Annotated in this window: 26 protein-coding genes; 13 read left to right on the forward strand and 13 right to left on the reverse strand. The window is 64.2% G+C overall.

The window, feature by feature from the left end:
• Position 1 precedes the first annotated feature (1 nt).
• Together Q4F19_RS13410 and Q4F19_RS13415 are read left to right on the forward strand one after the other, a co-directional pair.
• On the forward strand, positions 2 to 280 hold the full coding sequence (locus Q4F19_RS13410) for a hypothetical protein (protein WP_303543342.1): 279 nt from the start codon (positions 2 to 4) through the stop codon (positions 278 to 280).
• 194 nt (positions 281 to 474) lie between these two features.
• Positions 475 to 1,326 (forward strand): Ros/MucR family transcriptional regulator, encoded by an 852-nt coding sequence (locus tag Q4F19_RS13415; RefSeq protein ID WP_341850189.1) that lies wholly within the window; start codon positions 475 to 477, stop codon positions 1,324 to 1,326.
• Positions 1,327 to 1,434: 108 nt separating this feature from the next.
• On the opposite strand, the gene Q4F19_RS13420 is transcribed toward Q4F19_RS13415, so the two are convergent.
• Together Q4F19_RS13420 and Q4F19_RS13425 are read right to left on the reverse strand one after the other, a co-directional pair.
• Positions 1,435 to 1,983, reverse strand: coding sequence for a DUF5983 family protein (locus tag Q4F19_RS13420; protein ID WP_303543344.1), 549 nt, complete (start codon positions 1,981 to 1,983; stop codon positions 1,435 to 1,437).
• A gap of 39 nt (positions 1,984 to 2,022) precedes the next feature.
• Positions 2,023 to 3,213, reverse strand: a complete 1,191-nt coding sequence (locus Q4F19_RS13425; RefSeq protein WP_303543347.1) for a DUF932 domain-containing protein — start codon at positions 3,211 to 3,213, stop codon at positions 2,023 to 2,025.
• 205 nt (positions 3,214 to 3,418) lie between these two features.
• On the opposite strand from Q4F19_RS13425, the gene Q4F19_RS13430 reads away from it, so the two are divergent.
• Entirely contained in the window at positions 3,419 to 3,907 is a 489-nt protein-coding gene (locus Q4F19_RS13430; RefSeq protein ID WP_303543349.1) for a Ros/MucR family transcriptional regulator, read from the forward strand.
• Positions 3,908 to 4,161: 254 nt separating this feature from the next.
• Here Q4F19_RS13430 and Q4F19_RS13435 read toward each other — a convergent pair whose 3' ends face one another.
• The 5 genes from Q4F19_RS13435 to Q4F19_RS13455 all read right to left on the reverse strand — a co-directional run bounded on the left by Q4F19_RS13435 (position 4,162) and on the right by Q4F19_RS13455 (position 8,682).
• Positions 4,162 to 4,380, reverse strand: coding sequence for a DUF6961 family protein (locus tag Q4F19_RS13435; RefSeq protein WP_303543351.1), 219 nt, complete (start codon positions 4,378 to 4,380; stop codon positions 4,162 to 4,164).
• Positions 4,359 to 4,757: a thermonuclease family protein gene (locus tag Q4F19_RS13440; RefSeq protein ID WP_303543352.1), complete on the reverse strand. Its 399-nt coding sequence runs from the start codon at positions 4,755 to 4,757 to the stop codon at positions 4,359 to 4,361. Before Q4F19_RS13440 ends, Q4F19_RS13435 begins: the two co-directional genes overlap by 22 nt.
• Positions 4,758 to 5,192: 435 nt before the next feature.
• The gene (locus Q4F19_RS13445; protein WP_303543354.1) at positions 5,193 to 7,199 is read right to left on the reverse strand and encodes a ParB/RepB/Spo0J family partition protein; all 2,007 of its coding nucleotides are present in this window, start codon (positions 7,197 to 7,199) and stop codon (positions 5,193 to 5,195) included.
• 99 nt (positions 7,200 to 7,298) lie between these two features.
• Positions 7,299 to 8,063: a DUF7146 domain-containing protein gene (locus Q4F19_RS13450; RefSeq protein WP_303543356.1), complete on the reverse strand. Its 765-nt coding sequence runs from the start codon at positions 8,061 to 8,063 to the stop codon at positions 7,299 to 7,301.
• A gap of 157 nt (positions 8,064 to 8,220) precedes the next feature.
• On the reverse strand, positions 8,221 to 8,682 hold the full coding sequence (locus tag Q4F19_RS13455; RefSeq protein WP_303543358.1) for a hypothetical protein: 462 nt from the start codon (positions 8,680 to 8,682) through the stop codon (positions 8,221 to 8,223).
• Between the two features lie 223 nt (positions 8,683 to 8,905).
• On the opposite strand from Q4F19_RS13455, the gene Q4F19_RS13460 reads away from it, so the two are divergent.
• Genes Q4F19_RS13460 through Q4F19_RS13470 form a run of 3 tightly spaced genes read left to right on the forward strand, consistent with a single transcriptional unit; the run spans position 8,906 to position 10,826 of the window.
• Complete coding sequence (locus Q4F19_RS13460) at positions 8,906 to 9,532, forward strand: acyl-homoserine-lactone synthase (RefSeq protein WP_303543361.1); 627 nt, start codon at positions 8,906 to 8,908, stop codon at positions 9,530 to 9,532.
• 2 nt (positions 9,533 to 9,534) lie between these two features.
• The gene (locus tag Q4F19_RS13465; RefSeq protein WP_303543364.1) at positions 9,535 to 10,464 is read left to right on the forward strand and encodes a phytanoyl-CoA dioxygenase family protein; all 930 of its coding nucleotides are present in this window, start codon (positions 9,535 to 9,537) and stop codon (positions 10,462 to 10,464) included.
• Positions 10,464 to 10,826: a helix-turn-helix domain-containing protein gene (locus tag Q4F19_RS13470; protein ID WP_303543365.1), complete on the forward strand. Its 363-nt coding sequence runs from the start codon at positions 10,464 to 10,466 to the stop codon at positions 10,824 to 10,826. The genes Q4F19_RS13465 and Q4F19_RS13470 overlap by 1 nt, the downstream gene beginning before the upstream one ends.
• A gap of 137 nt (positions 10,827 to 10,963) precedes the next feature.
• Here the strand turns inward: Q4F19_RS13470 and Q4F19_RS13475 are convergent, their stop codons facing one another.
• The 5 genes from Q4F19_RS13475 to Q4F19_RS13495 all read right to left on the reverse strand — a co-directional run bounded on the left by Q4F19_RS13475 (position 10,964) and on the right by Q4F19_RS13495 (position 15,179).
• The gene (locus tag Q4F19_RS13475) at positions 10,964 to 11,197 is read right to left on the reverse strand and encodes a hypothetical protein (protein WP_303543367.1); all 234 of its coding nucleotides are present in this window, start codon (positions 11,195 to 11,197) and stop codon (positions 10,964 to 10,966) included.
• Positions 11,198 to 11,669: 472 nt separating this feature from the next.
• Complete coding sequence (locus tag Q4F19_RS13480; RefSeq protein ID WP_303543369.1) at positions 11,670 to 12,455, reverse strand: alpha/beta fold hydrolase; 786 nt, start codon at positions 12,453 to 12,455, stop codon at positions 11,670 to 11,672.
• Positions 12,456 to 12,492: 37 nt separating this feature from the next.
• A complete protein-coding gene (locus Q4F19_RS13485; RefSeq protein WP_303543371.1) occupies positions 12,493 to 13,305 on the reverse strand; it encodes a MipA/OmpV family protein in 813 nt (270 codons plus the stop codon).
• A gap of 40 nt (positions 13,306 to 13,345) precedes the next feature.
• The gene (locus Q4F19_RS13490) at positions 13,346 to 14,446 is read right to left on the reverse strand and encodes a cytochrome P450 (RefSeq protein ID WP_303543372.1); all 1,101 of its coding nucleotides are present in this window, start codon (positions 14,444 to 14,446) and stop codon (positions 13,346 to 13,348) included.
• Entirely contained in the window at positions 14,439 to 15,179 is a 741-nt protein-coding gene (locus Q4F19_RS13495) for an SDR family NAD(P)-dependent oxidoreductase (RefSeq protein WP_303543374.1), read from the reverse strand. The genes Q4F19_RS13490 and Q4F19_RS13495 overlap by 8 nt, the downstream gene beginning before the upstream one ends.
• Positions 15,180 to 15,184: 5 nt before the next feature.
• Between Q4F19_RS13495 and Q4F19_RS13500 the strand changes: the two genes are divergently transcribed.
• The 3 genes from Q4F19_RS13500 (at position 15,185) to Q4F19_RS13510 (ending at position 18,275) form a co-directional block, all read left to right on the forward strand.
• On the forward strand, positions 15,185 to 15,844 hold the full coding sequence (locus Q4F19_RS13500) for a TetR/AcrR family transcriptional regulator (protein ID WP_303543377.1): 660 nt from the start codon (positions 15,185 to 15,187) through the stop codon (positions 15,842 to 15,844).
• A 5-nt stretch (positions 15,845 to 15,849) separates the two neighbouring features.
• Positions 15,850 to 17,448, forward strand: coding sequence for an ABC-F family ATP-binding cassette domain-containing protein (locus tag Q4F19_RS13505; protein ID WP_303543378.1), 1,599 nt, complete (start codon positions 15,850 to 15,852; stop codon positions 17,446 to 17,448).
• 512 nt (positions 17,449 to 17,960) lie between these two features.
• The gene (locus Q4F19_RS13510) at positions 17,961 to 18,275 is read left to right on the forward strand and encodes a hypothetical protein (protein WP_303543379.1); all 315 of its coding nucleotides are present in this window, start codon (positions 17,961 to 17,963) and stop codon (positions 18,273 to 18,275) included.
• 248 nt (positions 18,276 to 18,523) lie between these two features.
• On the opposite strand, the gene Q4F19_RS13515 is transcribed toward Q4F19_RS13510, so the two are convergent.
• Positions 18,524 to 19,642 carry an FAD-dependent oxidoreductase gene (locus tag Q4F19_RS13515; protein ID WP_303543381.1) on the reverse strand — a complete coding sequence of 373 codons (1,119 nt, stop codon included), beginning with the start codon at positions 19,640 to 19,642 and terminating at the stop codon, positions 18,524 to 18,526.
• Here Q4F19_RS13515 and Q4F19_RS13520 point away from each other — a divergent pair, their 5' ends adjacent.
• The 4 genes from Q4F19_RS13520 (at position 19,643) to Q4F19_RS13535 (ending at position 25,029) form a co-directional block, all read left to right on the forward strand.
• Positions 19,643 to 20,407, forward strand: coding sequence for a TetR/AcrR family transcriptional regulator (locus Q4F19_RS13520; protein WP_303543383.1), 765 nt, complete (start codon positions 19,643 to 19,645; stop codon positions 20,405 to 20,407).
• Positions 20,408 to 20,900: 493 nt separating this feature from the next.
• Positions 20,901 to 22,646, forward strand: coding sequence for a transglycosylase domain-containing protein (locus tag Q4F19_RS13525; RefSeq protein WP_303543384.1), 1,746 nt, complete (start codon positions 20,901 to 20,903; stop codon positions 22,644 to 22,646).
• Positions 22,647 to 22,930: 284 nt separating this feature from the next.
• Positions 22,931 to 24,106 (forward strand): zinc-dependent alcohol dehydrogenase, encoded by a 1,176-nt coding sequence (locus Q4F19_RS13530; protein WP_303543386.1) that lies wholly within the window; start codon positions 22,931 to 22,933, stop codon positions 24,104 to 24,106.
• 149 nt (positions 24,107 to 24,255) lie between these two features.
• Positions 24,256 to 25,029 carry an alpha/beta fold hydrolase gene (locus Q4F19_RS13535; protein WP_303543388.1) on the forward strand — a complete coding sequence of 258 codons (774 nt, stop codon included), beginning with the start codon at positions 24,256 to 24,258 and terminating at the stop codon, positions 25,027 to 25,029.
• Positions 25,030 to 25,263 lie beyond the last annotated feature (234 nt).

Here is a 25,263-nt window from a genome sequence, read left to right on the forward strand (position 1 = left end):
GGTGGCCGCCGAGCTTTCGCGCCACCAGCGCCTCGTCATCGAACTCTCGGTGCGCGTTCTGCGCGCGGCCATGACCCGGTCCACGAAGGCCCGCGTCGACACGGTTGAGGTGCGGCTGGCGCTGCGCTGCCTGCTTTACCATTGCCCCGATCGCTGGCCGCTGGAATTGTTTTGGGACGCGTCCAAGGGCGAGAATGACATAGGTCGGGCGCAAGGATGCACGGCCGCTTTCAACGGCGTGGTGCGACAGCTTCGCGCGGCTGGCCGATACGCTGAATGACATGCGGCATCGTTTGGCGGCTCAAACGATACTGCCAATCCGCCGAACAGATGCGTCGCCGCACGTCTGACGAAACCGTCTTCATCGCAAAACTCGAAGAAACGGATCGAAATCGCGGTCGACCCACGAACGGCTATGCCAAGCCTTCCGGCGCGAGACTTTACTTACCATTCATTTGGAGCAACTAAACGTGCTTGCAGAACGCGCTTAAGCAAAAAGGGATCAGCATGGCAGACACGGAACAGACGGACCTGGCGACCCTGACCGTTCAGCTCTTGAGTGCCTATGTCGCCAACAATCAGATTCCAAGTAGCGAGTTGGCCGATCTGATCAAGACGACGCGAAGCGCACTCAGCGGAGAGTCCGCGCCAGAGGTACCGGTTGAGGCCGAATATCTCCCTGCCGTCAGCGTGCGCAAAAGTCTTGGATCGCGCGAGCATATTCTGAGCCTGATCGACGGTCGGCCCTACAAGACTTTGAAGCGCCATCTCTCCAATCATGGGCTCACTCCTGCGGACTATCGCGAGCGATACAAGCTTGCGAAGGACTATCCGATGGTCGCGCCCGCTTATTCGGAGCACCGGCGTGCGGTCGCGCAAGCTCTTGGCCTTGGACAGCGACGAGCCAAGACCCCTGTCGCATCACCAGAGGCGGCGGAATCGCCGGCGCCCAAGCCGGTCGTCGATGCGCCGGCGACCGCGCCGAAGGCCAAGGCCGCGCGCGCCGGCAAGCCGCGGCAGACAAAGCCTGCCGCCAAGCCCGCGCCTTTAACAAACACCGTCAATGCAGAGCCGGAAGGCGACTCCCCTATCGCGCTTGCACCGAAGCGGCGCGGCCGTCCTCCGGCGGGAGAGACGAAACTCGCCGAAAACGAAGCGGCCACTGCAACGCCAAAGACGCGTGGTCGCAAGCCCGCGCCGACGGCGCCCGGCGAAATCTCCTCGGCGTCGCCGCCGCGCGCGAAGCGGCAAAGCGTCAAGGCGGATGTGTCCGCGGCACCATCCACGCCCGCGCCCAAAAGCAGGCGCAAGGCAAAGGCGGCTTGACCGGTCCGAAGCGGCGGACGTGAAACACGTCTCCGCGCATCCGTCGGGGAGCCGTGTCGCGCTCCCCGACCGGATACGAGCCTCCGGACCTTAAACGACGCTTGCTGATCACCAGGGATATACAGGGAGCCTGCGCTCTTCGCGTCCGTCGCAGTCCAGCAGGACATGATCGCACCCCTGGGCGCGACCGAAAGCCAGGATCGCGGGGATCTCCTCGGGCAGGCTCTGCGCCATGCGTTCACTGACAATGCAGGTCGAGATAAGCCATCCAAAGCCCATCCGGGCGACGGCGAGCGGCTGTTGATGAGCATAGAGTTGTGCCCAATGGTCGAGCATCTGGGCTGTCGAACAGCGGATATGCGCGGTGGACAGGACCAGATAGCAACCGACATTGCACGCGAGCGCCGACGCAGCGTTTCGTAAGCCAGATCGGGCATTGGGACCGGCTACGGGCGTGACCACGAGGAAGATGGCCAAGCCGGGAATGCGCGGGTCGGCATAAGCGCGCCGCTCGGCGCACGCGCGCGCGGCCGCATAAGGCGAGATATGATCTGCGACGTCGATGCGCAGTTGCTCCCGCGCGAAGCGTTCGCCGTCGCTGGCGTAAATTGCGACGACGTCAAAGAAGGTGCGGGATGCCGGCGTAGGCATATCCATGATCGGCCTCCACGATGTGGGGCAAGGATCCCGGCGCGATCAGTGCGCGGCTTCGAGGATCTTGCGGGCGCGCCCTTCGAAGTCGAGGCGATCGTCCTGATGCGTCTTCGTTCGCGCCACGGCCGTGATACCCTGAACGAAATCGTAGAGCGACGCGGGGGGATGCCCTTCCTCGGCGAGGACGGTCGCGATGACTTTCGACGTATCGGGTTTGGAAAATCCGCGATTGCGCAAAAACGCCGTCCGATCGTCGTCGGAGCGCGCCACGATGCGAGCCTGCGCGGTCTTGATGCCATCAATGAACCGTGACGGTGAAGAGTCGGCGAACCGGGCAAGCGCGGGCTCTGCCTGATGCGCGAAGCGGTTGGCGGCGAACTTCGAATGCCGGATATTGATCTCCTCGAAATTCTCGACGCCCCACAGGTTGCGGTTCATGCACACGGCGCGAAGATAGAAAGTCGCGATGCCGAGGGTTTTCGAACCGACCTCCGAAATCCAGCAATAAAAGCCCCTGAAGAACAGATCCGGGTCGCCATTGGGCAGTCGTCCCGCCTCGATCGGATGCGTGTCATCGACGAGGAACAGGAAGATATCGCGATCCGACGCATAGAGGGTCGTCGTGTCCTGCGAGATGTCGACATGAGGATTGTAATGCATCGTGCTCCAGTCGAGCACGCCGGGCACCTTCCACCGCGTGTCGCCCGTGCCATTGCCGGCAAAGCGCATCACGGCCGACACGAGCTCGTGATCCCAGATGCGACCATAATCGGGACCGGTCACGGCGCGCAACTCGGTTCGACCGTCGCTCGCCTCGAGCAGTTTGACCTGCTCGCCGCGATGCGCGAGCAGGCCATGCTGGAGATTGATGCCGGCGAGAGCCGCCGGTAGCGCGCGCAAATAGGCGGCAGGCGCTCCGACGAGCCCGCAAAGCTGGCCGAAAGACCAGTTGGTCGGTGCGGACCCGGCCTCGCTGCCGGGGACGACGAGCGCGAGGCGCTCAGGTTCCTCGGCGCGGGCAGTCACGCGAAGCGCGCGACTTTCCACCACGCGCGTCATCCCCGTATCCGCGCGATCGCGCACGCGGGCATAGAGATCGCCAAGCGAGAGGAAGCGCTCGTCGTCAGGTCGCGAGAACCATTCGGATGAGACGCGACTGACGTTGCGCCCCCGACTGATATCAACCTTGAACGGTGACGTAGCTTCGCGAGTTTCCGCAGTAATCCCGGTCATAGCAAAACTCCTGGGTCCATGGGGAACTGCGGCATCTGCACGCAGTCACCCTTTCCTGCCCCCTCCCCTCCCACGTTTATTCGCGCGTCCTTTTCGCAAGCCACGGCAGTCAATCTAGTTCGATGGCAGTGCGGCGCTACGGTTTTACAGGGTGCATTCAGGAAAGCGGGCGCCTAAGTTCGCCGGAACATCACAGGAGTATTGAATGCCCGACACCAATAAGGACGACGAACTGGTCACGCTGACGGCCGACATCGTATCGGCGCATGTCGCCAACAATGCGGTCCATGCAGGCGAGATTGGAACGCTGATTGCGACGGTTCATGCAGCCTTGTCCGGTCTCGGCGTCCCAGCGGCGCCGGCGGCACCGGAAAAACCCAAGGGCGCTGTCTCTGCGCGCGCGTCGATCAAGCCGAGCCATCTGATCAGCATGATCGATGGCAAATCCTACAAGATGCTGCGCCGTCACATCAGCCAGAGCGGTTATACGCCGGAAAGCTACCGCGAGGCGTTCGACCTGCCCCGCGATTATCCGATGGTGGCGGCCGATTATGCCGAACAGCGCCGCGCTCTCGCGCACAAAATCGGTCTTGGCCGTAAGCCAAAGGCGGTCGAGGCGCCCGTGAAACGCGGCCGCAAGCCCAAGGCACTCAGCGAAGCCCTGGGCGCCGCGAAGGATCATCTCGAAGGCTGACGAGGCCGGTCCGTTGGGCCGTAGCTTTGATCGCGAGCCCGTCCTCCGCTTTCGAGAGTATCGATGCCGGGGCGGGTTCGCAGATCCGGACGTAAAATCCGAAGCGGCCTTCAATCGTGAGAACCCGGCCTGTGGGTCATCGCTGCCTCGGCGTCACATCTCTGAAGCAGCGCGGCGCCGATCAGGCCATAGCTTCGTCGGTGGCCAACTACGGTCTTCGTTGAGCCTGTTCGCGGCCGATCGATGGGTGCGGCTCAATGCGGGCTCATTCCCGTGCTGGAAAAATCGGTCAGGCGGCCGATCCGTTCGGCGATTGCGATCCAGGTTTTAACACCGGGTTCGTCGCCCGACTTTGCCAGATCGGCAACGCGGCCTGCGGCATGATCGATGGCGCGTTCGCCATGCTGCTCGAGGATCGTTGCGGCGCACGCCCATAATTCTCGCTCGGAAATCATCGCGCGGCGTCCGGGCATGCGCGGGCGATGCGGCGGCCGTCATCCCGTTGACGACGATAGCTGGCTTGATGTCCGCGGAGTTGCCAGCAACTCAAATTGGCCTTGCTCGACCACACGACCGCGAGTTCGCGCCCGAAGCGATCCCGACCGACGCGTTCTATCGTCAGATGCGGCGTCATCGCAGCGCTTAACGACGCAGTGGCTTCGGCCGACCGTGCGCGGTCACAGATCGCCCCTGGCTTAGGAAATCGCCGACAGCGAGAATTTGTCGGGTTATCCGCTGCGTCGATCCCGAGCAGACGGATGCGTTCGGAGCCGGCGCGACGCGTATCACCATCGATGACGCGGACCGGTCCTGACAGGGCTGCGGCGGCAAGCAGAAAGAGCACGATCATGATGGTCGGTTAGTCGAGCTGCAGGACATTCGCACGAAATTGTCGCAGCAGGCGTCGATCCGGCAGAGCGCTCAAAATCCCGGTCGGCCGATCAATGGCGGACACCTGCCGCCACGGTGCAGAGCTCGATCCCAAGCCGACGTTAGGCGTTCCTCTTACTGGCAATCGAGCCTGTCGGTGCCTGCGTTGGCCTGATGGCCGCGGCGTTTGCACATCCTGTTCGAGCGACCCGCGCTGCCGAGAAAGCGCAGATCGGGCCCGGCGCGATGTTCAGTCGAGCCAAGGCCAATCGCAAAGGTCCGGGAGCGACGTCGGTCGGACGTGCTGAACCGTAAGCGCGCCTGACAGTTCGGTTCGTCGGCTCGCGTCATGCCGCCGAAGCGGCATGACGCGCACGCCCGGAGCCCGCATCGTGCGGGCCCCGAGCGATCAAAGTCAGGCGGCGTCGGCGATGTCGCTGTCCAGCTCGTCATCGGTCGCAGGCGCGTCCGGCTCCGATCGACATTCAGAAGCGACGTCGCCCGCGACCGCATCTTCGTTCGGACCGAAGAGCATCTCTGCCGGCACCCACCGTAATGCGCGCTCCTTGCGGTCGGCCTCGATGATCGTTTCGCCCGCGAAGAGCAGTTGTGCGGCAAATGCGAGATCATGCTTCTTCGCGCCCGCATGCCGAGCGCGCAGCTCGGTGCCGCCAATCTCCTCAAACAGCGCCAGAATGCCCGGCTTGGGGATACGGTCGAAATAATTCCGCGCGGTCGGTCGCCACCAGGCGGAAACATCAAGCTCAAGCTTCCGGCCGAGATGATCGAGGAAGTCCGCGCCCGGCCGGCCGACGGGCACGGCATGCAGCGTTCGCGCGATCGACCAGCCGAGCCAGGCTGCGCGCGTCGACTCGGGCAGCACGCAGAAGGCGTCATAGCGCGCCTCGATCGTCTCGAGGGTCAGCCAGGAGCGGTCGAGCGCCTCGTCGAGAGAGGTCCAGTCCCGCGCCGCCCGCGTCTCGCTGACGAAACCCGAAACGCGGGGATAAGGAGCATTGGCGCGAAGATCGCTCGGGATCGCCCAGCTGGCGCTGGTCAGCATCGCGGACTCCACCATGAGGAAGGTGCCGAGATCGGCGGCGAAGGCCGGATTGCGGGCGACATGGAGTGCGAGGAGCTCGGTCTTCATCATCGCCAGTTCGTCGCCCAGGCGCTGACTGATCTTGCCCTTCTCGGTCTCGACGGTCTGCACCGGCTCTTCCGCCGCCGACCCTTCCTCGAGCGCCACCGTATCCTGGACGGTCTCGGCCGGCGGGACCACGAACAGCTCTTCATGGACGCGAGGCGTGCCATCCTGCCCGATCACGACAAAGGCGATCGCGCCATTCCGCTGGTCGTCGGTCAGGATCGGCGCGCGGTCGACGAGCGCGCCCAGTTCTTCCTCCAATGCCTCAAGGCGAGCCTCTTCGTCGTCCGTCAGACTGTCTTCGCCGGCGGCCGCCTCGATCGCCTCGATCGTCTGTTCGATCTCGCTCTGGCGGAGCTCCTCCTCGCTGGTGAGCGGCGGCAGCTCTCCGCGCAGCGGCTGGAGGTCGTAGGTCACGGCATAAGGCACGTGCGTCGCGCTGACGACACGAACCTCGGCGAAACCGTCTCGCTCGCGCACCTGTGCGGCAGCATCGGCCAGACGCTGCTCCACGAGGCGATCGACAAGTTGGGTGTCGAGCCATGCCTCGGTGTCGACGTCCGTGAACAGATCGGAATCGACGCGGCCGCCTGCCGCCAGATAGGCATCCCGGCCGACGAGCAGTGCCCGGGGATCACTTGCGCGATAGCTGTAGGAGGCGAGCCGGCGGCGTATTTCACCGACATTGTCGCTATAATAGGTCCCGTTCAGCTGCTCATAGATCACCGCCTGGCGCTCGACGTCGGAGGTGGACGCATAAGCGCTCGCCACATCGAGCGTGATCTCGCCCGCGGCGAGAGCCTGAAAGATGGCGTCCGCAAGCGAGGCGAGACGCAGCCGCCCCAGGACGAATCGCTCGGTCAGGCCGAAACGCTTGGCGACATCGGCCGGCGACTTTCTTTCGGTCTGGATGATATCCTGGAATGCCCGGCAGGCATCCGCAGGATTGAGCGCAAGGCGGAAGAAATTCTCCGAGAGGCTGATCTCGATCGCGTCATTGGCATCGGCCAGTATCAGGACAGGCACCGGATAATCGGACGGGAAAGTGCCTGCCTCGATCAGCCGGTGCACGCAAGAAAGCCGGCGTCCGCCCGCGGTGATGCGGTAATGCCCTTTCTTGCGCGGCACGGGCAGACCGACCAGATTCTGGATGATGCCGCGCTCAGCGATATTCGCCTCAAGCTGAGCGTCGGCCGCGGGATCGGACGAGGTGCGAACATTGAGCGGCGACGGCGCCAGCTTGGCGGCTGGGACCAGAATGGGAAGTTGGGTCATGGAAAAGCTCCGATTGCACGCGAACTGACCACCAGACCGCGGCACCAATCCCCGCCCCCTTCCCTCCCTGCCTCGTTCCGCGCGCGGCGGCCGAGCGGGCTAGTCCCGCTCCCGCGCGAGTGCCGGCGAGCTCAGCCGCAACGCGTCGTTCCAGTCGCAAGCGGGTGCCGGCGGCATGCGGGCGATGACGATCGGGATCTGGGCCGAGTAGTTGACAAACGCCCGGTCGCACGCGGCCCGACCCGCCGGGTCATTATCAGGTAGCAGGATCAATTGCTCGACCTCGGCGGGGATCCGGATCTGCGCGAAGCGCTCCGCGCCGAGCGTCGCCCAGACGGGGATGCGCAGGAGCTGCATCGCAGACAGTGCGGTTTCGATTCCTTCGGCGAGGCCGAGCACCGGTCCATGGCCAGCGAGCCTGACAGCACCGTGGCCCGGTCGACCGAGCAGGCGTCGCGGATTTACAAGGTCGCGGGCGAGCCCGGGTCGCGCAACATCGAGGAAGGCGCGTTGAACAGCGACAAGTTGCTGATGCTCGCGAACCGCTGCCAGCATCGCCGGGCGGAAATGCAGCCGCTGCCCGATCTTGAGCGGCGCGTGCGGGTGAAAGCGCAGTGCGCCGGAACCTGTCCTAATGCCGCGCGCCGCCAGATAAGCTTGTGCCGGCGTATCCGCGATCGGCCAGGCTTCGGCCCATAAGGTGATGACTTTCTGCCGCGACCAGGACCCGTCCCGCACTCGTGCCCGATCCGCCAGGCGCATGCTCGCCGCCACCGGATCCACGTGCCAGAGCGATCGCAGCACGTCCTGCGGGTGGCATCCGGCAAAGCATTTGAAGAGCAGGGCTTGTTGACCGACGCGCACCGAGAGGCTTGGCGTCCGATCGTCATGCGCCGGGCAGCGGCACATGCCGCGTTCGCCGAGCCATTCGCCGCCCAGCGCCTCAACGACGCGTCGACCGCGCGCGGCGAGCTCCGAACGCCCGACAAGCATGTTCATGCGCCAGCTCGCGGCATTCCGATCAAAGGCCGGCCGCGACAGATTGGCGGGCAGCGCGATCCAGCTGCGCGATCGCGCGACGCAGAACGGCGCGGCTGCGCCTTCGGCTCAGGCCGAGCTGATCGGCGATCTCGCGGCTATCGAGGCCATAGGATACGCTGAGGAAAAACACCGTCTGCATGAGCGGATCTGAACCGAAGGCGCGGGCGGCAACGTCCATGTTGGCGAGGACCGATGACGGAACCCGCTCTCCAGGGATGCGCAGCCAGGCCCGCACGAGAAGATCCGTGTCGTCACTCCTGAATATGGTCTCGAGCGGCTCGATCGTCATATCGTCGCGCGTGGCGGAGAGGCGTCGGGCGAACGCGACCGCCGGAGGGCCATGCCTCTCGACAGGCAATGGGGACATGATCCCGGCAGCGGCCCGCCCGGGCCATCCTGTCATCGCGCGAACGATCGTCGCGCGACTGCCGCGTCCGAACATGGCCCGTTCCTTGGAAAGTGGCGCAGCGAGATCGGACCTCGACCCGACCGCTGCTCGCCTCCCACTTCCCCCTTCCCTCCCTCTCAGCACACCGAAGGATCGCCTCAATTTGGCGACGCTCCGGCGTCGTTGGGCGCGGCATTCGCGTGAAAACAACCCTCTAAGTAGCGGGATGAGCGTAGCTTGCTGATCCGCGAAGGTCTCTCCGAACAGGGAGGCTCACATGATCAGGATATTCCACGGCGCGCGCGAACTGGGAACGAGCGGGCTCGTCGACGACATGCACCGCGACCGAAAGCGGATCTTCGTCGATCTCCTCAAATGGGAGGTACCGGTCATCGATGGCGACTATGAAATCGACCAGTTCGACACCGACGCGGCCGTCTACCTCGTGGCGGCCGGGCCCGATGGCGAGCATCGCGGCTCGATCCGGCTATTGCCGACGAATGGCGATCACATCCTCGGCAGCATCTTCCCCGGTCTGTGCGACCAGCCCGTCCCGCGATCGCCGCGGATCTATGAGATCAGCCGGGGCTGCCTTTCGCCGCGGTTGCGCGCGCCCGAGCGGCGGGAGGTGCGCAACGCACTGACCACTGCTGCCGTCCAATATGCGATGATGCATGGCATCTGGAGTTTCACCTGCATCGCGGATGCCGGATGGCTGAGGCAGATCCTGTCGCTGGGCTGGGACTGTCGGGCGCTCGGCGCGTCACGCCGGATCGGCCGGGCGATGACGGGTGCGCTTCGGATCGACATCACCACCGGCACGCTCGACCAACTTCAGGAAGCTGGCAGCTATCGATCGCTTCCGCTCGCGCTCGCCGACCTGCCCGAAAAGGTAGCGGCGTGAACATGGTGGCGCGTGCCGCCGACAGCGTTGCTGGACGCGATGCCGCGTCGATCGCCGCCCATTTGCGCGAGCATGGCTATAGCGTCGTACGGGGTGCCCTCGACCCGAGCCTTCCCGGAGCGCTGGCCAGCGCCCTGGCGCCGACCTTCGATGCGACGCCGCGCTCGGTCGGCGCCTTTTATGGCGGCAACACCAAGCGCTTTCATGGCCTGCTGGGCCGCAGTCGGCACATGGAGGCGTTCGTGCTCCATCCCGCCATCCTCGACGCCGTGAAGCTCATCCTCGAGCCTTATTGCGACATCATCCAGCTGAACCTGACCCAGGCGATCGAGATCCTGCCCGGCGGCCTCGCCCAGCCACCGCATCGAGACCAGGATATGTGGCCGGTTCATGCGAGAGGCGTTGAGTATCTGGTCAACGTGATGTGGCCGTTCACAGCCTATACCGCGGTCAACGGAGCGACGATCGTCTGGCCGGGCAGCCATCACCGCCTCGACGAGATCGTGATGGCCGATGACGACGCGCTGGCGGTCGAGATGGCACCGGGCGACGCCCTCCTGTTCCTGGGATCGACGCTGCACTGCGGGGGCGTCAATCGGACTGAGGCGTCTCGGCGCGGCATGATCATCAGCTACAGCCTTGGATGGCTGAAGCCATATGAGCTTCCCTGGCTGGCCTACCCGCCCCGGATCGCGAGCAGCTTTCCGCCCGAACTGGCCGCGCTGGCGGGCTATCGGGCGCACCGGCCCAATCTCGGCACGTTCGAAGGCAAATGCCCGTCGACGGCGCTCGGCGTTCACGGAACGCTCGGCGCGATCGACGCGCTCCGGCCGGAGCAGGAGATGCTCATCGGGCTCTATCGCGACGGGGCGCTGCAGCCGGGGACGCCAATGGCGACGCGGTCTGGTTTGGCGCGCTTCGCTGGTGGCTAGTGGACGGGATCGCCGAGCGCCGGCTTGAAACCTGCCGGAGGCTCATCACCGAGCGCCAGCTGGTCGGACAGCACATCGGCTTCAACCTCTGCCCCTGCCCGGCGTGGGACATCCTGCTCGACCTGTACGCCGCGGAGTGCGAGCAGCGCCCGATCTACCTTTGGTCGCTCAGCGTGGCGGCCAACATCCCGGTGTCGAGCGCGCATCGCAAGATCATAGAGCTGATCGATCGCGGACTGCTTGCACGCTCCGCCGATCCTGAGGATGGTCGCCGGGTAACCGTCTCGCTGGCGCCGGCATTCCGTCCGGTGATCGAGGATCTGTTGGACAGGATCGACGAGAAGGCGGGACCCCGAAAGTAGACATAGCGCAGCGCATTGCCGGTGTGCGCCCAGCCGACAATGCTAGCCACGGTGGTTGAGCTCGCCGGTCTCGAACGCGATGTCGTGCAGATCGGAGCGGTCGTGTGGGCGCGATACCGGGTCAGTTTGGCTCGGAGTCAGGAGCCGGTGTCGACGAACGGATGCTTGAGGCGGAGCGCATCGACCGCACGCTCGACCTGATCCATTTCGAAGGCGGTGCCGGTGGGACGGACATCCCAGTTACAATGGGCATGCGTCGTCAGCGAATAGACCTTCAGCTCGCCGATCGCCTTCCGCCACCGGATCGTGCCGCCGCCATTGGCTTTTGCGAGGTGGCGCACGATGACGTCTCTCAGCTCCGTTGCAGTCATCGCGCTCCATTGTCGCGCCGCTCGACGGATGTCGAGATCGCAGGAGCCGTCGATCAGGACACGTTGGCGCAATGTCGCTTTGCGGCTCGTCCATTCGCACGTGGCTATCGAGTTTCGGAAACACTGGAGTCCAATGCTGAAGGAGCATCCGAAACCATGAAACGCCAGCTCGTCAGGGTGGCCGTTGCGAGTAGAAGCCCTGCCCGGAGCCTACGTTGAGTCTGGTTCGCGCCGGCGGCTAAGAAGGCCTTTATCGCCCTTGTCCAAGTGCACATTCGTCGTTCACGCCTGGATCGGCATGCCGCTCGCCGCTTACTCGCGGTCCCGCCAGCCGCGGCGACCGACGACTGTCGTGGCGTGCTTGACCCAATCTTAGACATTCAACCGCGCCCGTTCGCATCCCGGAACCGGACGATCATTCAGATAACGTCCTCCGCTAAGATTCTGGCGAGTTGCACGCTGTGAGAAGGTATCATTCAATACGTCGGGCGGTCGCCTCCCGCGACGCAAGCCTGATCAGATCGGCAACCTCATCGGGATGCGATCGGTAACCCGAGTGACTAGCGCCTTCGATCTCGATTGTCTGACGGCTACGGGCGCGTGCCGCGTACATCCGTTCGAGATCGGGGCTGATGATGTGGTCGGCCTTGGCGACCATGTACCACACGGGCTTATTCCTCCAGGCGGGGTTAGTCATCGGGGTGGTGAAAACGGCAGCGGCGGTGACGCCCTGAGCCTGCGCCTCGTAGTCCGCCTCGTCTTTGGGCAGGTCCGCCGCAAACTCGGCATGGAACCGGGCTGGATCGATAATTGTGTATCCGTCCGGCGTCTCCACGATTGCGGTGCGACCAATCGCTGGGAACCGGCGACCATTTTCGGTCTCCGTTTCGTCCTCATCGGGTGCGTGCGCGGCGATATAGACAAGACCGGCGACTTTCGGATCATTTCCCGCCTCGGTGATGATCGCGCCGCCGTAGCTGTGGCCGACAAGAATGACAGGGCCGTTCGAGCGATCGATAACGCGCTTCGTCGCCCCGACGTCGTCGGCCAGTCCAGTTAGCGGCTCCTGAACGATCGCCACAGTGTAACCGTCTCGTACCAAACGATCATAGACCGGCCTCCATCCTGATCCGTCCACGAAAGCGCCGTGGACGAGAACGATCGTCTTGATCGCCCCGGCAGGAACGGATTGCGCAAATGAGCCGACAGGTATGAGAAGGACGAAGGCAGCCAAGGCGAAACGAGCGAGGTTCCTCATGGTTAGTCTCCTGGAATATAGAACTGCAATAGCGGAGTCAGAGGCCGAAGCTGTACGTGGCCGAGAGAAAGCCAGACGCCCGCGTTTTGTGTGATACGATCGGGCTGTCGGCATCGTCGCCCAGCAACCGCGCAACGCTGCTCGATGCCGACACGCGAACATCAGGTGTCAGGCTATAGCTCACGGCGATGCTTGCCGTGACGTCCTTTGCCCCGCTTCCAGGACGATACCGCGACAGGCCCGAGGCCGCAGCCTGAGCGGCGCTTACTCCGAAATAGCGATGATTGTGCTTCGCATCCGCCCAACTTGCCGCCAGCGAAGGAATGATGACGACCCGCGACGACACTGCCATCGGACGCGAAACGGCCACATCCGCGATCGTGCCACGCGTGCTGCCGACGAAGCCCTTTGTGGCCCCCGCAGTCACCTGAAATCCGGCAACGCCGGCCTTTACGAATACTCGTCCGCCCGCGCCGAGCGGCAGTCGTCCGATGCCCTTGGGCGCGTCTCGCCGGCGATAACCGGGCATGATCGTGACGCTGGCTCCGGCATCGACCGCGCCGGCGCGGATCGCGGTGACACCTACGCCGTCGAACAAATTTGCAAAGAAGCGCCCATAGCTCAGATCGATCATCGGCAGCGGTTGCAGACGATAACGTCGCGCACCCTCGTAAGCGGGGGCGTAGCTCGCGCCGGCACCGATGCTGAGTTGCCCGTCACTTTGGGTCGGCGCATCATCGGCCACCGGGTGGCTTCCTTCCGTTCCGATTTGAACCTGCGCGGCTGCTGGCATCGCAACCATGAACATGGCAAAGCCCGGCAAGACGCTTCGCAAGGTTTGCGGCATCATAGTCTCCTGAAATTGTTCGATAAGGAAGGCGCTGGCGTCGTCACCAACCTGAGACGGTGAGTGGCTCGCCGCGTTTGCTGGCTTGGCAAAGACCGGGGACTTCGCTGAAAAGTATGCGATAGGCCGTCGCCTGGGTCAGCCTTGCCAGGGGGCGCCCCAGGCACAGGTGTGGACCAAAGCCGAAGCCGAGATGCGCGTTCGTGTTTCGGTCGAGATCGAACAGATGCGGGTCTTCGAACACTGCCGGATCGTGATTGGCGTGCCGCACCAGCGGCACGATGCCGTCGCCGGCCTTAATACGCACCCCACCGACCTCGATGTCTCCTGTCGCCACGCGGAAGCCATCGTCATCGGCGATCGAGTGCAGCCGGACCAACTCGTCCACCGCAGCGAACGCGGCTTCCGGCGTACTGACGATCCACGCGACCGCACGCGGATGGTCCAGCAGCGTGCCGACGCCCAGTTCGATCATCTTCGCGTTGGTGTCGTGCCCCGCCATCAACAGCAGGATCGCCAAGGCGACGAGTTCGGCCCGCGATATGCTCCCTTCGGCGAGCGCACCTTTGGCGAGCCGGCTGAACAGATCGCTACCCGGGCGAGTTATCCGATCATCAACAACGCCTTCCATATAAGCCGAAACCGCGACGAACGCCGCGCCCTGCGCGTCAGCATCCAGGCTATCGTCAGCAAGGGTGGTGGCGATCTCCGTGAGCCACGGCCCTTCCAGTTCCGGCACTTCCAGCAGATGGCAGATAGCGAGCGATGCGAGTGGCCTGGCATAATCGTCGCGAAGCGATGCGGTCGGTCCGCTGGCGCGCATGGCTGCGACCAGACGTTGCGCGCTCGCCTCGATGCGGGGAGCAATGGCGTTTACGCTGCGAGTCCCGAATTCGGGCAGCACCAGTCGGCGTAAATCTGCGTGCCGCGGCGCGTCCAGTTCGATCAGGAACGGAGTGCGCGAGTCCAGATCCTCGGGTTCGGGGAAGCCAGGTTTCGATGGATCGGAACTGGCGAACGGACAGGACAAAACCTTCCGGACGTCGGCATTGCGGCTGATGTACCAGAGCGACGCCCCGCTTGGCCCAGTCGCGCGGACCGGCGGGCAAGGGTGCAGCGGGCGCTTGTCGATACGCTCAAGCATGGGCCATGCCCCCATCGACGGTCAGCTCCGCGCCGGTTGTGAACCGGGCGGCGTCCGACGCCAGGAACAGGATCGCGTCGGCGACCTCGTCGGCCAGCCCCCATCGTCCCATAGGGATCATGTCCTCGATCCAGTGCAGAGCAGCCTCGTCCTGGGTCGCTTCGCTCGTCAGCGGAGTTGCGATCGGGCCCGGCGAGACGACGTTCACGCGAATACCGCGCTTCAGGAGCGCGCGATCCGTGCCCGCGCTCCTTACGAAAGCTCGAATGAAGCCCTTGCTGCCCGCATAAAGCGGATCGCCAGGCTGGCCCTTCCGACCGCCGACCGAACCGGTGAAGACGACGGCAGCGCCCTCGGCCAGCAGCGGCAGGGCGTGTACGAACGTGAACGTCGCGCCACGGCAGTTGATATCCATAAGCGCGTTGTAGGTGGCGGGTGTGAGGTCGCCGATCGCGGGCGCGTCAGAAATGCCGGCGTTGATGGCGAGGACATCCAGCCGACCCCAGCGCGCCTTTACGTGACTCATCAGGAATACGATCTCGGACGGCGACGAGATATCGCAAGCGATGGTCTCGCCATTTCTACTGACAACGCTCTCCGCCGTAGCGAGACGTTCGGGGTTACGGCCGATCGCAATCACGGTCGCACCCGCCTGTGCCAGCTTGGCGGCGGTCGCGAGACCGATCCCGCTCGTTCCCCCCGTGACCAGGGCTATCTTTCCGGAGAAGTCCATCCGAGATGCTCCACGATAAAATTGACAAACAGCAACGACTGTTGTTTATGAAATGGAACCGCGGAGCGCCAATGTCAACACTTGTTGTTAAATCGGTGCCGCGACGGGCGCGCCGGAGTGCGGACGCGAAACGGGAAGAGGTCGTGCGAGTCGCCCTGAGCATCTTCAGTCGCGCGGGCTATGACGCTGTCGGCCTGCGCGAGATCGCGGCGGCGGCTGAAATCGACGCGGCGATGATCGTGCGGCTGTTCGGCTCGAAGGCTGGCTTGTTCACCGCTGTTATCAGCCAGGCATTCGGTGACGAGCCTCTGCTGGATAGCCCGATTGATGAGCTCGGCGCGCTTCTTGCTGCCTATCTCACTGCTCCTCGGGAGCCTGAGCGAGAGGAAACGGAGCCGAACGACCTGCTGCTGCTGCTCCGATCGGCCGCCAGCGTGACGGCCGCGCCCCTTCTATCTGTGGCGCTCCACGAGAAGTTCATAGGAGGGCTCGCAAAGCATTTCACGGGGCCTGATCGTGAAGTGCGGGCAGCCTTGATTGCCGCACAGGTGCTCGGCTTCGCGACGCTCCGCTTCGCACTCGGATCAGAGTTGTTCGAAAATGGGCCGCAGGACCGGACCAGGCAGTTGCTCGCCGCTGCGATCCAGTCGGTGATAGAAGGCTGACCACCTTGTCCGGGGTCCTTACCTTGTCTGGTCTCTCCGCCGCCACGCCGGGGGGCAAAGCGCTCTTCCACCATCTGACGCTGTCGGTCGGAGCCGAGCGCATCGGCCTCGTCGGCCGTAACGGATCGGGCAAATCGACGCTGCTTCGGATCGCCGCAGGCGAGGTCGCGCCGCTTTCCGGCCGCGTGCGCCGTACAGGGACCGTCGGTATGCTCGTCCAGCGCTGGCGTGACGACGACACGATCGCCGAAGCCCTCGGCGTCGTCGTTCGCCTCGCGACGCTTGCTCGGATTGAGGCCGGCAACGGCACCGCGACCGACCTGGAAGCGGCGGACTGGACGCTTCCCGCGTCGATCGACCTCGTCTTCACCGATATTGGGCTTGCGGGCCTGCACCTCGACCGGCGCATGGGCACCCTGTCGGGCGGCGAACGGACGCGAGTCGGCATTGCCCGTCTTGCGATCGAGCGTCCCGATCTGCTGTTGCTCGACGAGCCGACCAACAATCTCGATCGCGAGGGGCGCGCCGCGATCGATCGACTGATTGACCGCTGGCACGGCGGCTTGCTCGTCGCGAGCCACGATCGGGCTCTGCTGGAACATATGGACCGTATTGTCGAACTGAACCCCGTCGGGATTCGCATCGTCGGCGGAGGCTGGGTGGCCTTCGCCGCCGCGCGCGAGGCCGAGCGGGCGCTGGCCGAGGCCGAGGTCGAGCGCAGCGACCTCGCCCTGCGATCTACCCGCCTCGCCGCGCAAGCGGCGCGTGAGGCGAAGGAGCGCCGCGACAAGGCGGGCCGCGCCTTCGCCGCCAAAGGATCGGAGCCGAAAATCCTGCTCGGCGCGCGCGCGGAGCGAGCCGAGAATAGCGGTGGACACGTCCGGCGTCTGGCCGACCGGCAGATCGAGGACGCCGCCCGCGCGCGCGATCAAGCGCGAGCCCGGATCGAGGTGCTGACGCCTCTGACGATCGAGCTACCCGCAAGCGGCTTGCCGTCGCAGGCGGAGGTTCTGGCAATGGAAAATGCGACGGTGGACCTTGGCGGCCGCCGGTTCGGTCCCTGGACGCTGGCCCTACACGGCCCCGAGCGCGTCGCGATCGCCGGGCAGAACGGCGCGGGCAAGTCGACCCTGCTCCGCCTTGCCATCGGCGACATCGCGCCGGCGACGGGCTCGGTCCGCCGACGGCGCGAGCGACTGGCGATGCTTGATCAGCATATAGGCTTGCTCGACGACGGCGGCACGATCCTTGGGAACCTACGTCGTCTGCACCCGACCCTCGACGACGAGGCGGCCCACGCCGCCTGCGCCCGTTTTGCTTTTCGGAACCGCGATGCAGAACGCCTCGTCGGCACCCTGTCGGGCGGAGAGCGCCTGCGCGCGGGGTTGGCGGCCGCCCTGTCCGGCCCCCTGCCCCCTTGGCTGCTCATCCTCGACGAGCCGACTAACCATCTCGATATCGCCTCGATGGAGATCCTAGAGCGGGCGCTTCAAGCCTTCGATGGCGCGCTGATCATTGTCAGTCATGATTTTCAGTTCCTCGATGCCGTGCGCGTGACGCGAAAAATCAAGATCGACGGTTTGCCGGCAGGTGTGCAAACCTGAGTTGCTATTATGCCCCCCCAAAGGTCCGGTTATCGCGGGCCGAATCGACCATACGCGGTCGTTCAGGCCGCCTTGCCCGCGTCCCAACTTCGGACATTCATTCATCAGGCTTGTTCGACCGGCCGCGACGGCGGGAACTGGGACTTTCCTGCCATTGCCAAACCAACCGCGCAACGTCAGCTTCTGTCGAAATTCGCCATTTCCGAGCAGCGGCGATGCCGGGCATCCCTGCGCCCTAATTTGTCATTCGGAAGGCTCCGAGCAGATTGCGAAAGCGGTCGTCCGATCGCCTCATCAGAGCAAGCTATTGCGTCAACACTCCAGCGATGGAATGGCTAAATCGCGGGTTTGGGGAGGTGGCATTGACAGACAATTCGGATAGCAGATTTGCTCTGACCTACGATCGCATCCTGCGCTCAGGTCCGAAGACGGTTCTCTACCACTATTGTAGCACAGCAACGCTGCTTCCGATCTTGGAGCATGGAAAGCTTCGCTTTAGTGATATTAACATAATGATCGACCCGCGCGAGGGGAGATATTGCTACGGACTCTTCCAACAGGCCGCTACGGCGTTGCTCAAGATGGTGCCTGATCGCGCTGCGCTCGACAGACTTGATGCCAACTTCTTTGATCGTGTTGACGACTATCTCTCACCTAAGCAACTCAACAGCCACCCGGTGATCGCGTGCTTTTCGAAGCGACCCGATGTACTCAGTCAATGGCGAGGTTATGCCGATGATGCCAGAGGTTGGTCAATCGGGTTTAGCGGGCGGGCGGTCAACTCCATGCCTGTGACGCTGCTCGACGTGGTTTACGAAAGGCGCTGACAAGCGTACCTGCGCAATTGGTAGCGCTATTGGACGCGGGAACGGCCGTGCGGCAGTAGCGGTCGTTGCCGCGCGTGCCGCCAAATGTCTTGATTGGGGCGGCCTCTGCCGGAACTGCGTGCCGGATCTCAACAGCTCTCGACGGGAGCGGCGCGCCAACACCGAGAGGCGGGCGAAGCGCAGGTCGCCGGCAAGGAGCCAACCCGCAATCGCCACATCGTAAGGCATGGAATCGCTCCTCTGATCAGTCACGCGACAAATGCGCCGGAGAAGAAATCGAGGAGCGCGAATGGCGCGCGTGCGCCGAGCAGCAGCGCCAGCATGTCGTGCCCGTCTGCGGCGGCCTTGGCACTGCGCGGGAACATCGCGGCTTCGTAGACGGCGAGTGCGGTCTCGATGTCGTCGGGATGCGCGATGATCGCATGGCCGAGCTCGGCCCCGTCGAGCAGCGCGAGGTTCGCACCTTCGCCGGCCGGCGGCGCGAGATGTGCGGCGTCCCCGAGCAACGTCACGCCGGGCACGCGCTCCCAGCGATGGCCAGTCGGGAGCGTGTAGAGCGGGCGCAGGGCCGGGGCCGTCTCTCCATCGTTGACAAGCGCGGTAAGCGCAGGCGCCCAGCCATCGAATTCCGCCGCGACGCGCGCCCGGACTGCGACTGTATCGTTAGAGTCGATACCGGCAATCCACTCTACCGGGCGGTTCAGCGCCACATAGGCGTGGAGGATGCCGCCCGCCTCGCGATGGGCGAAGATGCCTTGGCCTGGGTCGAGCGCGAAAAGGGCACCGCTGCCCGCCGCGACAGCCGTCGCGGGATGCCGGGTATCGACATCGTGAAGATAGGTTTCGACGAAGGTCGTGCCAATATAGTCGGGCGTCGCGCTCGACAGCAGCGGGCGGACTTTCGACCAGGCGCCATCGGCACCGACAAGGAGGCTGGTCGTCACGGTAGATCCATCGGTGAAGTGCAGTTCATGCCGTCCGCCGCCAAGCGCCGCGAGACTGGCTAGTTTCTTGCCCCACTGAACGGTTCCGCCAGGCAGCGAGTCCAGCAGGATGCACCGCAGATCACCGCGCAGCACTTCTGGGCGCCCCGTCGTCCCGTCGTCAGGCGAGTCCAGCAGCACCGCGCCGTTTCGATCGAGCACGCGCGTGGCTTCTCCGCCCGGATGGATGATCGCGCGGAATTCCCGAGTTAGACCGGCTGCAGCGAGCGCGACCTGTCCGTCCTGCTCGTGTATGTCGAGTTGGCCACCCTGGGTACGCGCCATCGCCGACGGTTCGGCTTCGTAGACCGTTGCGACGATACCGTGGACGTGAAGTACGCGGGCCAGCACGAGGCCGCCAAGCCCCGCGCCGATGATTGCCACATGAACGGACATATAAGCCTTTCGATCAAGAATGGATCATTGTTCCAAATTTGGGCTGTTGGAACATCGTTCCATTTCTGTCAAGATTGGGCGATGCCTTTCAATTCCCAGCGCGCCGAGCGGCGCACCGATGCACTATCGAAAGCGAGGATCGTCGAAGCCGCGATCCAGATCCTCGATGCGGACGGAGAAGGCGCGCTGACCTTTCGCGCGCTCGCGACACGTCTGGCGACCGGCAGCGGCGCGATCTACTGGCATGTTGCCGACAGGCAGGCGCTGCTGGCAGCGGCCGCGGACCATATCATTGCCGGCGTAATGTCCGAGGTGACAATGCGCTCAAAGCCGCAGGATGCGATCCGTACCATAGCGCTTGGCGCGTTCGACGCGATATACGCGCACCCATGGATCGGCGCGCAGCTATCGGGCGATCCATGGCAGCACGCCGTGCTGCGTATCATGGAGAGCATCGGCCGGCAGGTTCAACTGCTCGGCATGCCTGAAGCCGCATTGTTCAATGCCACCACCGCGCTCATGAACTGCGTGCTCGGCGTAGCGGCACAGCACGCCGCGGCGGCCCGCCTGCCGCGCAACACCGAGCGATCTGCCCATCTCACGGCGATCGCCGAGGGCTGGGCGCTGCTCGACCCGTTGGAGTACTCTTTCGTACGGCGGCTTGCGGCCCAATTGCCAGGGCATGACGACCGCGAACAGTTCCTCGCCGGCGTCAATCTTGTCCTGGCCGGTATTCAAAGCATTTGGTTCTGATCGGGCGACGACCGCTTTCGTCAGGGCCCGACGTTCATAGCTACGGACGTGAACGACCAGGTTTGGTCGGAAGCTGCTATAGCCCCACCCCACCCCGATGACCCAAAATCGGACCGTCGAGGCCGCCTAGCCCCTTCCCAACTTCTGCCACTCGTTCATCTCGAAAGCGGCATCCAAACGGAGGCTGCTCCCAAGTGGACCAACCCTATAGGATAGCGGTTGTGTACGCCCACGGTGCCGCGTTGCTCTGACCGAGCCCCGCCAACCCAAGCGCTTGGAAGACGGCGCTTTCGGGATGAGCGTCCTATCCCTATAGAACACTCCGATGTTAAACGACTATCGTTCTGATCCACGCGTTGATGGGATCACTCGCTCAAACTCGGTGCGGCAAAGTGCACCGCCTGATCCGGTCCGTGCCGGTCCTGGGCCATCGAAACGGCCGGGCTTTCGCCGGAAGATCGCAATCTGGATAGCGGGGCTTCTCTTATTCGCGATGGGCGCGACCGTCGTGTGGCTCGCCCTCACAATCAGCCCATCCAAGACCGCTCGTCCAATCGTACCGCCCAGCGTCACCTTGCTGGCGGCGAACGGCACGGTGATCGCGCGAAAAGGCGCAATCACCGATCGGCCCGTCGATGTCCGCGCCTTGCCAGATCATGTCGGCAAGGCCTTTGTCGCGATCGAGGACAGACGCTTCTACCATCACCACGGGCTCGACCCGCGTGGGCTGGCACGCGCCGCATGGCATGATCTGCGCGAACGCCGCATGCGCGAAGGCGGCAGCACCATCACTCAGCAACTCGCCAAGCTGGTGTATCTGAGTTCGGACAGGTCGGTCGGCCGGAAGGCGCGGGAAGCACTGATCGCGCTGTGGTTGGAGGCATGGCTCAACAAGGATGAGATCCTCTCGCGCTATCTGTCCGACGCGTATTTTGGGGACAATGTGTATGGCCTGAGCGCCGCCGCCCGTCACTATTTCAGCAAAACGCCCGAGCGTTTGACGGTCGGCGAGGCCGCGTTGCTCGCAGGTCTCATGAAGGCGCCGTCACGGCTCGCGCCCAGCACCAACCTCGCCGGTGCCCGTGCGCGAGCCGCGCTCGTGGCCAACGCCATGGTCGAGGCCGGCTTCATCAACCGGGTCGAGGCCGAACGCGCTACCGCCAAGCTTCGTCTGAAGCCGGCTGACGAGCCGGTGCAAGGAAGCTGGTTCAGCGATTGGGTGCTCCCGTCGGCCCCGGCCAACGCTGACGATGTCTACGCGCGGACCATCCTCCGCACGACCCTAGACGTTCACCTTCAGCGCTTGGCAGAAGCCGCTGTGAAGCAGGTCCGCGCGCCCGGCGCGCAGGTCGCATTGGTAGCGATGCGACCCGATGGCAGGGTCGTCGCGATGGTGGGCGGACGCAACTATCGGGTGAGCAGCTTCAATCGGGCAACCCAGGCGAAACGTCAGTCCGGCTCGACGTTCAAGCTTTTCGTCTACCTCGCCGCACTGCGCGCCGGCATGACGCCGGACGATCTGGTCGATGATCGCCCGATCACGATCGGGAACTGGTCACCAAGAAACAGCGATGGACAGTATCTCGGTCAGATCCCCTTACGAGAGGCTTTCGCCCGTTCGAGCAACGTCGCCGCTGTCCGTCTCAGCCAGCGTGTTGGCCCCAGAGCGGTCATCACAGCTGCTCACGATCTTGGGGTTCGGAGCGCGCTGCAACCTGATGTCGGCATAGCGCTTGGCACGTCCGGAACCACGCTCATCGAGCTCGCAAGCGCCTATGCTGCTGTCTCGGGAGGCGCGTACCCGGTGCGCCCTTATGGTCTCGCGGCACAATCTTCGGATCGATCACATGCAAATCTGCAACATCTTGATGAGCGCGAGCGCGAGATGCTGCTCGATCTGCTCGCCGCTGCCGTCAACACCGGCACCGCCCGCGGCGCGGGACTGACCACTCAGGTCTTTGGCAAAACGGGCACATCCCAGGACAACCGCGATGCACTGTTCGTCGGGTTTGCTGGCGGACTTGTGACCGCCGTCTGGATAGGCCGCGACGACAACAAGCCGCTTCCGGGAGTGGCCGGCGGCGGACTGCCCGCGCACGTATGGCAGACCTTCATGGGCAATGCGATCGGGGCACGTCCCGCTAAGGCGAAATTGCCCCGATCTGTCGATCCTGATGATGGCCTGGGAGGCGTCATCGACTCAGTGTTCGATCGGCTGCGCCACGTCTTCCACTTCTAATACGAGGCTCCGCTGCAGCTGCGCTCACACTGGCGCACAGGCGTCTACATCGTTGTTGCATCACGGACGGTCGCGGCGCGCGAACTTGGGCGGCAGTCATTCGGGGGCTTCCGGCTGAATTGACCCAGATCCGGACGTTCCTACCAAACGACCTGCTCCTGGGAACTGGACGTTCGTTCACTTAGGCAGATCTAGGTACGAGCCCATCAGGCGCGCAGAGACGTTGAGGTGGTTCAGTCGCTTTCCCGATCCCGGAGGAGCCCCTGCTCACACGGAGATGAGACATGCGCGCACTATGCTGGCACGGTAAGGGCGACGTCCGCGTCGATACCGTCGCGGACCCCGAGATCAAACATCCGCGCGATGCGATCATCAAGGTAACCGCTTGTGCGATCTGCGGGTCGGATCTCCATCTGCTCGATGGCTACCAGCCAACGATGGAGGCGGGCGACATCCTCGGCCACGAGAATATGGGCGAGGTGGTGGCCCTGGGCTCGGAAGTCACCAATCTGAAGATCGGCGACCGCGTCGTGGTGCCGTTCACGATCAGCTGTGGCGATTGCTGGTTCTGCAAGAAGGGCCTGTTCGCCGCGTGCGACCGGACCAATCCCAATGCCGAGATGGCCGCCAAAGCTATGGGCCATTCGCCCGCCGGCCTGTTCGGCTTCAGCCATATGCTGGGTGGCTATTGCGGCGGGCAGGCGGAATATCTGCGCGTGCCAATGGCCGATATCGGCCCGATCAAGATCCCCGACAGCGTCACCGACGACCAGGCGCTGTTCCTCTCCGACATCTTCCCGACCGGTTACATGGCCGCCGAGAACGCCCAGATCGAGCGCGGTGACACCGTCGCCATCTGGGGCTGCGGGCCGGTCGGTCAGTTCGCCATCCGCTCTGCCCTGATGATGGGCGCGGGTCGCGTGATCGCAATCGACGAGCTTCCCGAGCGCCTCGCCATGGCCGAAGCCGGCGGCGCCGAGACGATCAACTTCGCCGAGACCGACGTCTATGAAGAGCTGCAGGCGCGCACGAAGGGGCGCGGGCCGGACAGCTGCATCGATGCCGTGGGCTGCGAGGCCGCCGCTCACGGGGCGGCAGACGCCCTCATGGACAAAGTGAAGGCAAGCATGATGCTTGCCACCGATCGGGTCCACGTGCTGCGGCAAGCGATCATGAGCTGCCGCAAGGGCGGAACGGTCTCGGTACCCGGCGTTTACGTCGGCATGGGAGACAAGCTGCCGATTGGTGCGGCCATGAACAAGGGGCTGACCATCAAGCTCGGTCAGACCCACGTGCAGCGCTACACTAAGCCGCTGCTGGAGAAGATCGTGGCCGGGGAGATCGACCCCAGCTTCGTGATCACCCATCCGGCCAGCCTCGAGGATGCGCCTGAGATGTACGCCAAGTTCCGCGACAAGGAAGACGGCGTCATCAAGGTGGTCATGCGCCCGCACGGCTGAACGGCGCAACCCTCATCGTCGTGGCGGCGTGCGATCCCTCGTTGAGGATCGAACGCCGCGACGACCGGCGCACGACAGCTCGCAGATTAACTGGTGCCATGCACGGACGGTGCTCGTTGAGTCTTTTCAGATAACCGAAATGGAACGAGATGCACCAGATCAACCGCGGCTCCGGCCGCAAACTGCTGCTTGTCCACGGTCTGGGCGGAAGCTCGCGATCATGGAGCCCCATTCTAGACTCGCTCGGCGCCAGTCGAACGGTGATCGCGATCGACCTGCCCGGACATGGCGCGACCCCGGCGGAACACGATAGCGAGACGTTCGACGGCCTGGTCGGGAGCGTCCAGCGCTATATCGTGGAACACGATCTGACCGGGATCGACGTCGTCGGCAGCTCGATGGGTGGCCGGATGGTGCTCGAACTTGCCAGGCGTGGCGTCGTCGGCAACGTCGTCGCACTTGATCCAGGTGGGTTCTGGCGTGGTTGGGAGCGCACGTTCTTCAAGACAACGATCGGCGTGTCGGGCCGCTTGTTGCGGGCGATCCGACCCGCCCTGCCGACGCTGAGCCATAACGTCGCCTCGCGCACCGCCCTGCTCGCCCAATTGTCCGCGCATCCCTGGGCGCTTGATCCGCAGATGGTGGCGACCGAGCTGACCGGTCTCAGTACGACACAGACGTTCGACGCGCTGGTCCATGGCCTTGCGACCGGGCCCGAGCAAACTGGTCCTGCTGCCAACAGCACTGGCCGGATCGTGATCGGATGGGGCAGGCACGACAGGCTCTGCCTGCCGGGTCAGGCGGCGCGCGCAAAAGCTGCGTTCCCGTCCGCCGAACTGCACTGGTTCGAGTCCAGCGGCCATTTTCCGATGTGGGACATGCCGGAGGAGACGGTCGACGTCATCTTCGGCGCTACACGATAGACGTAACGGATCGGCCGGCCAGGCGGGATGAGGCTTGGGTTAGGCGTCGCCGCTACTTCTCGCCCAGCCGATCGCGCGTGATCAACATGCAGTACGACCCATTTGCGGACATTCAGGGCCGATTGAGCGCTGTCCCAAACCGGACATTGGTTCATTTGCGACTATCGGCTCAGATTGGCCAGCATCGGCCGGCAGGCTGCATCCGCAACCGAAAGCTGCCAGACGGACGAGGTC

This window comes from Sphingomonas natans (assembly GCF_030546695.1).
GTDB classification, from domain to species: domain Bacteria; phylum Pseudomonadota; class Alphaproteobacteria; order Sphingomonadales; family Sphingomonadaceae; genus Sphingomonas_I; species Sphingomonas_I natans.

Bases quoted from the DNA above. Each gene is read 5' to 3' on its own strand.
- Q4F19_RS13435 (WP_303543351.1), bottom strand. From the start codon at position 4,380: ATGCCCGGACGCCGCGCGATGATTTCCGAGCGAGAATTATGGGCGTGC.
- Q4F19_RS13465 (WP_303543364.1), top strand. From the start codon at position 9,535: ATGGTGGCGCGTGCCGCCGACAGCGTTGCTGGACGCGATGCCGCGTCG.
- Q4F19_RS13530 (WP_303543386.1), top strand. From the start codon at position 22,931: ATGCGCGCACTATGCTGGCACGGTAAGGGCGACGTCCGCGTCGATACC.
- Q4F19_RS13455 (WP_303543358.1), bottom strand. From the start codon at position 8,682: ATGTTCGGACGCGGCAGTCGCGCGACGATCGTTCGCGCGATGACAGGA.
- Q4F19_RS13445 (WP_303543354.1), bottom strand. From the start codon at position 7,199: ATGACCCAACTTCCCATTCTGGTCCCAGCCGCCAAGCTGGCGCCGTCG.
- Q4F19_RS13495 (WP_303543374.1), bottom strand. From the start codon at position 15,179: ATGGACTTCTCCGGAAAGATAGCCCTGGTCACGGGGGGAACGAGCGGG.
- Q4F19_RS13485 (WP_303543371.1), bottom strand. From the start codon at position 13,305: ATGATGCCGCAAACCTTGCGAAGCGTCTTGCCGGGCTTTGCCATGTTC.
- Q4F19_RS13510 (WP_303543379.1), top strand. From the start codon at position 17,961: ATGATCGACCCGCGCGAGGGGAGATATTGCTACGGACTCTTCCAACAG.
- Q4F19_RS13525 (WP_303543384.1), top strand. From the start codon at position 20,901: ATGGGCGCGACCGTCGTGTGGCTCGCCCTCACAATCAGCCCATCCAAG.
- Q4F19_RS13520 (WP_303543383.1), top strand. From the start codon at position 19,643: ATGAACGGACATATAAGCCTTTCGATCAAGAATGGATCATTGTTCCAA.
- Q4F19_RS13420 (WP_303543344.1), bottom strand. From the start codon at position 1,983: ATGGATATGCCTACGCCGGCATCCCGCACCTTCTTTGACGTCGTCGCA.
- Q4F19_RS13475 (WP_303543367.1), bottom strand. From the start codon at position 11,197: ATGACTGCAACGGAGCTGAGAGACGTCATCGTGCGCCACCTCGCAAAA.
- Q4F19_RS13490 (WP_303543372.1), bottom strand. From the start codon at position 14,446: ATGCTTGAGCGTATCGACAAGCGCCCGCTGCACCCTTGCCCGCCGGTC.
- Q4F19_RS13460 (WP_303543361.1), top strand. From the start codon at position 8,906: ATGATCAGGATATTCCACGGCGCGCGCGAACTGGGAACGAGCGGGCTC.
- Q4F19_RS13535 (WP_303543388.1), top strand. From the start codon at position 24,256: ATGCACCAGATCAACCGCGGCTCCGGCCGCAAACTGCTGCTTGTCCAC.
- Q4F19_RS13500 (WP_303543377.1), top strand. From the start codon at position 15,185: ATGCTCCACGATAAAATTGACAAACAGCAACGACTGTTGTTTATGAAA.
- Q4F19_RS13480 (WP_303543369.1), bottom strand. From the start codon at position 12,455: ATGAGGAACCTCGCTCGTTTCGCCTTGGCTGCCTTCGTCCTTCTCATA.
- Q4F19_RS13430 (WP_303543349.1), top strand. From the start codon at position 3,419: ATGCCCGACACCAATAAGGACGACGAACTGGTCACGCTGACGGCCGAC.
- Q4F19_RS13440 (WP_303543352.1), bottom strand. From the start codon at position 4,757: ATGATCGTGCTCTTTCTGCTTGCCGCCGCAGCCCTGTCAGGACCGGTC.
- Q4F19_RS13425 (WP_303543347.1), bottom strand. From the start codon at position 3,213: ATGACCGGGATTACTGCGGAAACTCGCGAAGCTACGTCACCGTTCAAG.